The organism is Hydrogenophaga electricum (assembly GCF_030160815.1).
GTDB lineage: Bacteria > Pseudomonadota > Gammaproteobacteria > Burkholderiales > Burkholderiaceae_C > Hydrogenophaga > Hydrogenophaga electricum.
The window spans coordinates 8,128-8,509 of sequence record NZ_BSPB01000023.1 but is presented as its reverse complement, the minus strand read 5'-3'; the positions used below and the strand labels follow the sequence as shown (position 1 = coordinate 8,509).

Here is a 382-nt window from a genome sequence, read left to right as displayed (position 1 = left end):
CCGGGCCGAGCAGGTTGATCTCCAGCATGCGGCGCATGACGGCCAGATCGCCAGCCTCGGCGGTGTCGAAGCCCCCGGCCACGCCGGCGTTGGCCACCACCAGGTCGGGCAGGCCGGCGCGCGCCATCCAGTCGGCGGCCATGGCCTGCATGGCGGCGCTGTCGGCCACGTCGGGCGTGTAGACGGCGGCGCGGCCGGGAGCCTGCGCGGCCAGCGCGTCGAGCGCCGCGCGGTTCAGGCCCACCAGCGCCACCTGCGCCCCGGCGGCCAGCAGTTCCTGCGCGAGCGCCTGCCCCAGGCCTCCACAGGCACCGGTGATGACAGCTTGGCGAAACGGCAAGGCGGGGGTGGACATGCGGGGGTCTGGAACAAAAGCGCTTGT

General features: G+C 74.3%; 1 protein-coding gene. It reads right to left on the bottom strand.

Features of this window, described 5'->3' with window-relative positions; genetic code table 11:
* Positions 1-355: SDR family NAD(P)-dependent oxidoreductase (locus tag QQK43_RS13905; protein ID WP_284308247.1), on the bottom strand; the 355-nt coding region annotated here is incomplete at its 3' end.
* Positions 356-382: the final 27 nt, after the last annotated feature.